Below are 8,680 nucleotides of genomic sequence, written 5' to 3' on the forward strand. Positions count from 1 at the left end.
TCATCGTCGACCTGACCACCGGCGTGGTGTGGTTCTCGCCCAACCACTACACGGACTTCTACAAGATCTGAGCCGCGGTCAGCGTCCCCGGCCGGCCTCGGGGTGGAGGACGAGGTCGGCTTCGGGGACAGCGTCCTTCGCTGCTCGTTCCTGCGCTTTCGGGACGCCGTGGAGCTCGATGCGGACCGGGCCCAGGCGCCGCAGCCGGACCAGGTCTTGGACCGGTTCGCTGGTCGTCAGCGTCAGCCGGCGCAGAGTCGGCAACGCGGCCAGTTCGCCGACTTCCTCGACGCTCGGGATGCCGGCAACCGTGACCGCTTCGACTTCGGCCAGCCGAGTGATGCCACGCAGGTTGCGCTGGTCCGCACGCACCGCGACCTCCAGCTCGCCGACCCGCAGCCCCTCCGGGAGCAGGTCGAGGCCCTGTGCGAGTTTCCGGTGCCGCAGCGACAGCCGGGGCAGGAGGATGCCCTCGAGCGTGTGCAGGGCGTTGATGGCGTCGAGGGAGCCGCTGTGCAGCCGCAGGTCCGTGATCCGCATCCGGGCGAGCGCCGACAGGTCGGTGATCGCGCTGCTGAACCCGGAAATCCACAGTGACCGCAGGCCGGTGCAGTCGACGAGGCCGTCGATGTGGTCGACCACATCGTTGGACTTGAGTTCCAGGTGGCGCAAGGCGTGCAGCCGGGGCAGCGGGTGGATGCCGCGTGCCCGGTCGTCGAGGGGGACGTCGCCGACCAGCTGGATGGCCGTGAGGGTCCGCAGGTGGTGCAGCCGCCGCAGGACGTCCCATCGGTGGACTTCCAGCAGGTAGTCGCCGAATTCGACGTTGGCCAGCGACGTGGTCGCGTAGTCCTCGGAGTAGTCATTGTACCGCCAGGCGCGCAGCAGCTCGTTGATGACCGACCGGCGGTGGGTGCCGCTGAACAGCCGGATCTTTTCCCATGACTCCTCGCCGCCGATCAGGGCGAGGGTGCGGATGACGTGCGCCGCGATCCGGTCGGGCCGCTCGCCCGTGCGCGCGGCCAGCTCGTCGATCTCGCCGGGACCGGGCAGCAGGTCGATCACGAACGAGCCTGCCTTGGCGAGCATCTCGGCCTCGTCGAATCCGGCGGGCGGGATCAGGCCGCGCACGGCGGCCAGTACGTCGGCGCGGACTTGCTCGGGCTCGATGACGTCGACGTGGCCGAGCGCCGCGGCCGCCAGCAGGACCAGCCGGTCGGCGACCTCCCGGTCGCGGCGGGTGCCACGCCGGCTCGCGCGGTCCAGCAGGCGGGCGAGCAGGTCACCGGCCTCGGACGCCCGGGCCTGCGCCGCGACCATGAACACGACCTCGTTGAGTGCGTCGTCGTGGGCGTGCTCGACGACGTAGCCGATCTCGCCGGCTTTGACGAACTCGCCGGCGGCGAGGAAGTCGCGGAAGGTCCGGTGCACGAACGCGATGCGGTGGTCGGCCGCGTTCTCCCGCAGGACACCGCTGCGCTCGAGCAGGTGCCTCAGCACCAGACCGGGCTCGACTCCCTGGGAGCGGAGGCCGGACATCGCGCGGGCGAAGCGCCGGGTGGCGTCGTCGCGGTGCACCAGCAGCTCGGCGTTGCGGACCATCGGAGCGGCGAACCGCTCGAGGAGGATGATCTTTTCCTTGTCCGACATCCGCAGCTCGTCCTCGACCTGGACGCCGCGGCGGGTGTCCCATTCGCCGAGCAGCAGCTGGAGCGCCTTATCCAGCAGATCCTTGCGGCTCTGCGGCAGGTACATGTTTTCGCGGCGGTACAAGGCGCACAGCAGGGAACAGAGCAGCGGGCTCGACACCAGGCCCCGGACGTCCGGCCGGGACGCCAGTGCCGCGCCGAGCCGTTCCTCGCAGCTGGTCAGCCAGTTCCGCTGCAGTTCGTCGGTCTCCAGTGCCCGCGCCGCGGCGTACCAGTGCGCGACGAGCTCGCGCATGCCCCGGCCGCTGAGCGGGAGCAGCTCGTAGCGCGGCATCGGGGCGTCGGCCGAGGGCCAGTCCCCGTCGACCGCCGAGGGGCGGGTGCTGATCACGTAGCGGGCCTCGGGATAGCCGCGCCGCAGGTCTTCCAGCCAGCGCCGCACCTCCTCGCGGCGTGGCAGGAGCACCTCGTCGACCCCGTCGACGAGGACCATCGCCCGGCCGGACCGCAGCAGTCCGCTGACCCAGCCCTCGGGCTTCTCGCCGGCGAGCGGCGGCGCGCTCACCCGGACCAGGTCCTCGGGCTGCGGCAGTCCGCGGTCGGCGAACTGCCGCAGCGGGACGAAGAACGGCACGACGTCGCGCCACGGGTCGTCGTCTTCGGTGCCGGGTGTGGTGGTCGCGGCCGTGTGGGCCAGCCACTGCAGCAACGTCGTCTTCCCGGCGCCGGCGCCGCCGAGGAGCAGGACGTGCCGGTCGGTGGCCAGGGCGTGCGCGGCGTCGGTGCCAGTTCCGGTGAGCGCGGTGTCGGTGGGGGAGAGCGAGCGGCGGGCCACCGAGGGAACCGAGTAGAACTCCGCGATCGGGTGCCGTTCGGGCGCGCGGCCCTGGCCTACCTGGAACAGTTCGAAGGTGCCGAACGAACGGGCGAGGTAGGACCGGTAGTGCCGTTCGAACGCCTCCGCGGCGGAGCGAGCGCGGCGGTCGGGCTCTCGGCCGAGGCTCGACACCTGCTGCCGGATCTGGGTGATCTCGCCAGCCATCGTGGCCTGGACGGCGTGCATCACCTCGTCCACGGCCCGGGCCCGGCGGGCGATCCGCCGGCAGCACTCGGTCAGCAGCCGATCGAACGCCTCGGTCCCGTCCGCGCCGAGAGCCGCGGACGACAGGGCACGTCCGCTCGCGGCGGCGACGCGCGACCGCAGCCGCGTTTCGCTGGTGAGCACGGCCGGGTCGCGGTGGACGAGGCCGCCGACGTCGGCGGCCTCCAGAGCCGCGGCGACAGCGTCGAGCGCGGCCTGCCAATCCCCGTCCGAAAGCGCGGCGAACTCGGCCCGCCGGAGGTCGGCGAGGTCTTCCTCGGCGGCCAGCAGCTGCCGGGCCGGGTCGCCCAGGGCGCGGAGCTTGCGCTGCTCGCCCAGCCGGTCGGCGCCGCGTTCGACAGCCCACTGGTGCAGTGCGGAAAACGTGGCGCCGAGAGCACCGACCAGAGCGGACGACAACGGATCTACGGTGACACCCCCAAGATGGCCGAGCCGACGACCCGAGTTTAGCGGACTTCGTTCGGCCGACGGCTGTTCGCGAGGGTCAGCGGTACGCGGTGGTTTGACCGGTGTGGCCGCCGGGAAGTTCACAGGAAAGTTTGTCGACGCACGGAGGGCGTGGCATGTCGCAACACCCCGATATGGACGAGCTGACTGCCAAGGGCGAAGACGAAAGTTTTGAGGCGCTCGCTTCCCGGCTCATTGACGAGTATGGCGCAGAACGTCGTGACGACGTCCAGGCAGCGATCGCGGCTGAACGCCGGCGGTTCGACGACGCCGATGTCCGTAGCTTCCTGCCCGTATTGGTCGAGCGCTCGGTCAGAGACCGTATCGAACGAGCCTGATCTGCATTTGTCACATGCGGGCCCTCAAACCGTGACGTCGTCACGTTCGGGCCGGTGTTCGTCGAAGCTCTCCTTGGCCCGTCGCCGGCGCCGGAGAACTAGCAGGACGGCGACGAGCGCCACGAGCAGCCCGATCAGCGTCCAGGGGACGGCCCACCCGTGGGTGGTGGTGTCGGCGGAGGGCAGGGGGGCGGTCGAGCCTGCAGCGTCGGTGAGCAGCGGAACGAGGGTGACCGTTGTGGTCAGGTACACCGCTGGGATGACTTCGTGGACCGGTACGGAGACCTTCCAGGTCTCGCCAGGGAGCAGTTGCGGCGAGTCGGGGATGGCCGCGGCCGGGACGCGCCAGCTGCCGAACAGGCCAGAGACGGTGGCCGACTGCCGGGCCGCGAGCAGGGCGTTGCCGGTGTTGCGGACCGTGTAGGTCAGGGTGGCGTCCCCGGAACCGAACGGGTTCGCGGTGCCGGAGTAGGCCACGTCCGGGTTTTCGACCGACAGGCTCGGTCGCAGGTCGCCGCCGACGCGCACCCGGATTCGGGTGCCCACGCGGCGCTCGATGTCGCCCTGGGTCATCGAGGTCAGGATTCCGCCCACGTGGTCGCCGGACGGGGCACCGGCCGGAATCGTGACGGTGAACGGCACTTCGACCGTCTGTCCGGGTTGGACGGTGACGCGGTCGCGGCTCGGGTGGACCCACGCGCCGACACCGGTCGACGGCTTTCCTTTGGCGAGGAGGTCGAGCTGCCCGCTCTCGGTGGTGAAGGCGTCGGCGCCGTAGACGGCGAGGTCCAGCGGCCCGGGGCCGTGGTTGGTGATCACCAGGCCGTCGTCGATCCGTTCGCCCGCGTCGGAGGTGTAGCTGTAGTTGTCACGGTCGGCGCCGAAGTCGTTGGCCGCCGTCGCCACCGTCCACGGTGCCTCGTCCTGGGCGGCCGCGGGTCCGGCGGTGACCCCGGCAACGGCGGCCGCGACCAGCAGGCTCACGGCGGCGCGGGCGATCGGGTGCATGGGGAGTCCAAGTCGGGAAGGTCCGCGGGGTGGGGTGAGCCCACCCCGCGGACGTGAGCGGATCAGTTCAGCGCGGTGACGGTGCGTCCGGGGCCGGTGGCCGGCTGCTCGAGCCAGCACGGCCCGCCCGGCGCGGGCGACCCGCCGCCGCCGTGGCCGCGGTAGGGGTGGATGACCACCTTGTCCACAGTGGAGCCGACCGGCTGCGCCGGGGTGGCGCCGCTGTTCGGCCCGCACCAGGAGACCTTGCCCAGCTCGACCGCCGCGTTCGGCGCGGCGCAGGTGCCGCTGCGGAGGTTCTGGACGACGAGCTTGTCGTCGCGCACCCCGACCTTGACGTAGGTGCGGACGTGCTCCTGGTTCTCGACGGAGTTGGCCCAGTGGTTGTCCGGGTTCAGCGGGTCGGGCCCGTAGTTCGGGTCCTTGCTCGTGTCCGGGTCGGTCAGGTCGTAGTACTTCGAGCCGGACGACGAGTTCGCCGTCACGTAGATGACGCCGCCGGGTCCCTGGGTGACCTGCGTGGCGCCGGGCTGCTCGGCCGGGTTGGCCTTCTTGCCGTTCTTGATCAAGTAGCTGCGCGAGTAGCTGTGGTCGTGGCCCTGCAGGACCAAGTCGACGCCGAGGTTCGAGAACGCGGTCGGGAAGTCCTGGCGGCGCTGCTGGTTGTCCTTGTCGTTGGCGTGGTCGGCCGGCGAGTAGATCGAGTGGTGGTAGACCAGCACGGTGTACTTCGCCTTACGGCCCTGCTTCTTGACGACGTCGGTGACGTAGCCGATGTGGGCCTCGTCGGCGCCGGTGGCGTAGGCGTTGCTGTTCAGGTCGATGAACAGCACGTCCTTGTACACGTACCAGTAGTCGCCGCCCGAGCGGACGTTCGGGTCGCCGTTGTAGAACGCCGACGAGCGGTCGGTGTTCGGCGTCCAGAAGTGCTGCTCGTAGGCCTTGCCGCCGACGTCGTGGTTGCCGATCGTGGCCGCCCACGGGTACTGGCGCAGCTTGTCGGGCGCGAGGAAGGCGTCCCACTGCGTCTCGGTGTTCGCGGACTCGACCTGGTCGCCGCCCGAAACCAGCAGTTCGGCGTTCGGGTTGGCGCCGAGGGCGACGTCGAGGGTGTCCGCCCAGCCGGCGCCGTCCTTGGCGACGTTGCCCGACGAGCCGATCTGCGGGTCGCCGAAGAACAGGAAGTCGAAGTCGCCGCGGAAGTCCTGGGTCTTGAAGGTGTACACCGGCGACCAGGTGCCGCCGGAGCCGACGCGGTAGGAGTAGCCGGTGTGCTGGCGCAGGCCGTCGATGGTGGCGTGCGCGTTGAAGCCGCCGTTGACGCTGTTCGCGGCGACGGTGGCGGGGAACGTCTGGGCGTTCTTCGGGAACTGGCCGTGCTTGACGCGGTCGGTCGGCGCGACCTGCACGACCTCGGCGGCGTTGGCCGAGGAGTACCAGCTCACGACGCGCTGGGACTCCTTCGCGCCGACGCCGAGCACGATGCCGGACAGCGTGACGGGCACGTCGGCGGCGGCCGCGGCGACCGGGCCGGTGCCGAACGCCACGGCGACGCCGAGCGCCGCCGCGAGGGCGCCACGGGCGACGCGGCGTGCGGTGGGTCCCGCGACCGCGATCGATCTGGAAAGCTTCATCGGATTTGCGTCCGTTCCGGGTCAGAAGGGAAGGTTGACCGGCTCAGAGCGTTGACGCCGTCTGTGTGGCGCAGGTGAACGAGGAAGGGCCGTCCGGTTGCGCACGCCGGAAGAACTGACGGGTCACCCGCCGGCCACCCGCTGCACGAACCAGGTCAGTCCGACGACGGACACCGCGGCCGCGATCGCGCCGGTCGTCCAGCGCGGCGCGGCGGGGGAGCGGCGCCGCAGCAGGGCGAGCTGGGGGAAGACCAGCGCGATGATCGCCAGCTGCACGACTTCGATGCCGAGGTTGAACACGAGCAGCGACCACAGCAGCGTCCACGACCACGCGGCGTCGATGCCCAGCGCGGAGGCGAACCCGAGCCCGTGGGCGAGGCCGAAGCAGAACACCACGCCGAGGCGGGTCCAGCCGGCGCGGTCCAGGCTGAAGTGGCTGTTGCCGTCGAGCTCGCCGGCCTCCGGACGGCGCCAGAGCCGCCACAGCGGCCAGGCGGCGACGACCGCGATCGACAGCGCGATCAGCGGTTCGATGATCTCGGCCGGGACGTGCACGAGGCCGAGCGCGGCCAGGACGAAGGTGACCGAGTGGGCGAGCGTGAACGTCGTCGCGGCGAGCACGATCTCGCGCAGGCGGCGCGAGCCCGCGATGAGCGCGAGCAGGAACAGGATGTGGTCGAGCCCGGTGAGCAGGTGCTCCGCGCCGAGCCGGAAGAACTCCCCGAACCGCGCCGTCCAGCTCTGGTGGGTGGAGACCGACGGCTGGTGGGCATCGAGCGCGGCGCTGCCGGAGGTCAGGTCGAGGGCGTAGGTGACGATCGTCTTGGTGTCGCGGACGTACTGCTCGGAGTCGGGGAACAGCGTGCCGGTCACCTCGTGCGCCTCGGCGTCCGGGCACTGGAAGTCCAGCACCATCCGCGCGTACGGCACGCCTTCGCGCTGCTCGATCGTGAAGCCGCCGTCCTGCCGCGGGGTGCAGCCGTGTCCGTCGGCGGTGACGCGGAAGCGGTCGGTGACGTACTTGCCGATCGGGGCGGCGTGGGCGCTCAGCGCGGCTGCCTGCGCCGCCGTGTCCCGGTTCTCGAACGCCGCGGTGCCCTGCCGGAACAGCGGGTCGTCGTGCTCGGCGTCGGCGGCCGAGACGACGAGCAGGTCGTACTCGAGACCCAGCACGGCCCGGACGTGACCGCGTCCGGGCGAGGTGAGGTCGGCGTAGACCGTCGACGAGAAGCCGTGCGCCAGCGCGGGGAGCCCGCCCAGTAGCACGGCTGCCCCCGCGAACACGGCGACGGCCAAGGCTTGGACGAGACGGTGGCGCATGCGGTCCTCTTTCCGGTCGTCCCGCACACTGCTGGCACCAGGCGAACGCCTCGCAGACACGAGGCGAACACCGGGCGACCGGATGCCGACGGACGCCGCGCGGCGCCGTTCCTCAGGTAGGAAGAGGGCGACTTTCCCTTCCCGAGAGGACGATCAGCTTGCGCTCGCGCACTCGCATCGCCGGCCCGCTGGCCGCGATCGCCGTCCTGGCCGCCGGGTGCGGCTCTCCCGACGACTGGTCCGCGCCGCACCCCGCGCCCGCCCCGATCGGCGCCCTCGGCCCCGGGTTCGTCACTGGCCCGCCGACCCCCGAAGCGACGGTCACGCCGAGCCCCGGCTCCTGGGACGGCGTCGGGCCATCGCGGGGCTACCGTGTCGTGCTGCTCACCGCGGGAGACGACCAGCCGACCCGGACGCTCGCGGCGGCCGTGACCGACTGGGCCCGGCAGGAGGGCGTCAGCGTCAAGACCGTCGAAGCGAAGGACCCCGGCCGGTTCCCCGAGAGCATCAGCGAAGCCATGCGGCTGACCCCCGACCTGATCATCACGGCGGGCAAGGACCTGGTCGACGCGCTGGCCCTGGTCACGGCCAACCACCTCGACCGGCAGTTCCTGGTCCTCGGTGCCGAGCTGGCCGAACCCACGGCGAACGTCACCGCGGCCAACTGGCCGGGCGCCTCGTTCCGCGGCGAGGGACTAGGCACGTCAACGGGGTACGACCCGGCGTCGTTCACCCCCGCCCGCGCGGCAGCGGCCGTCCGGGCCGGGGTGGCGAGTGTCCTCAGCGGACTGACCGGAATCGTGATCCGGCTCGGCTGACGGGCACTGAAAGGCCGCTGCCGCGGTTGATCCGCTGTTGGCGGGCTCCGCGTAGGACGGTGGCGAAGTCGTTCGCGCGGTAGCAGGAGCCGTTATCGGTGACGAGCCGGTGGATGTGGGTGATGCCGTGGCGGGCGAAGAACGCCCGGGCGCGGTGGACGAACTCGATCGCGGTGCGGGCTTTCTCGTCGGGCAGTGCTTCGGTGTAGGCCAGCCTCGAGAAGCCGTCAATGGCGGAGTGCAGGTAGGTGTAGCGGGCCCGCTGACCACGGGTTTTACTGCGGGCGATTTTCCGGTCCTGGTCGCTGCCTTTGCCGTGGATGCGCCAGCCGCCGCCGTCGGGGATCTGGCCGGTCTTCTTCAC

At 71.2% G+C, this 8,680-nt stretch carries 6 protein-coding genes and 1 pseudogene; 2 read left to right on the top strand and 5 right to left on the bottom strand.

Annotated features, from left to right (window positions below; genetic code table 11):
- Nucleotides 1-78: 78 nt before the first annotated feature.
- Complete coding sequence (locus C2L58_RS36075) at nt 79-3,282, bottom strand: NACHT domain-containing protein (protein WP_441296355.1); 3,204 nt, start codon at nt 3,280-3,282, stop codon at nt 79-81.
- Between the two features lie 32 nt (nt 3,283-3,314).
- Between C2L58_RS36075 and C2L58_RS36080 the strand changes: the two genes are divergently transcribed.
- Nucleotides 3,315-3,536: a three-helix bundle dimerization domain-containing protein gene (locus C2L58_RS36080; protein ID WP_103342129.1), complete on the top strand. Its 222-nt coding sequence runs from the start codon at nt 3,315-3,317 to the stop codon at nt 3,534-3,536.
- Between the two features lie 24 nt (nt 3,537-3,560).
- Here C2L58_RS36080 and C2L58_RS36085 read toward each other — a convergent pair whose 3' ends face one another.
- The 3 genes from C2L58_RS36085 to C2L58_RS36095 form a co-directional block, all read right to left on the bottom strand.
- On the bottom strand, nt 3,561-4,544 hold the full coding sequence (locus C2L58_RS36085) for a DUF916 domain-containing protein (RefSeq protein WP_103342130.1): 984 nt from the start codon (nt 4,542-4,544) through the stop codon (nt 3,561-3,563).
- 62 nt (nt 4,545-4,606) lie between these two features.
- Nucleotides 4,607-6,178 (bottom strand): purple acid phosphatase family protein, encoded by a 1,572-nt coding sequence (locus C2L58_RS36090; protein WP_103342131.1) that lies wholly within the window; start codon nt 6,176-6,178, stop codon nt 4,607-4,609.
- Between the two features lie 123 nt (nt 6,179-6,301).
- The gene (locus C2L58_RS36095; protein ID WP_103342132.1) at nt 6,302-7,498 is read right to left on the bottom strand and encodes a HupE/UreJ family protein; all 1,197 of its coding nucleotides are present in this window, start codon (nt 7,496-7,498) and stop codon (nt 6,302-6,304) included.
- A 158-nt stretch (nt 7,499-7,656) separates the two neighbouring features.
- Between C2L58_RS36095 and C2L58_RS36100 the strand changes: the two genes are divergently transcribed.
- Complete coding sequence (locus C2L58_RS36100) at nt 7,657-8,316, top strand: hypothetical protein (protein ID WP_233226134.1); 660 nt, start codon at nt 7,657-7,659, stop codon at nt 8,314-8,316.
- A gap of 28 nt (nt 8,317-8,344) precedes the next feature.
- Here C2L58_RS36100 and C2L58_RS36105 read toward each other — a convergent pair.
- Nucleotides 8,345-8,680, bottom strand: a pseudogene (locus C2L58_RS36105) (DDE-type integrase/transposase/recombinase); the annotation flags it as partial.

Origin of the sequence: Amycolatopsis sp. CA-126428, from assembly GCF_002904335.1 — a bacterium.
Classification (GTDB): domain Bacteria; phylum Actinomycetota; class Actinomycetes; order Mycobacteriales; family Pseudonocardiaceae; genus Amycolatopsis.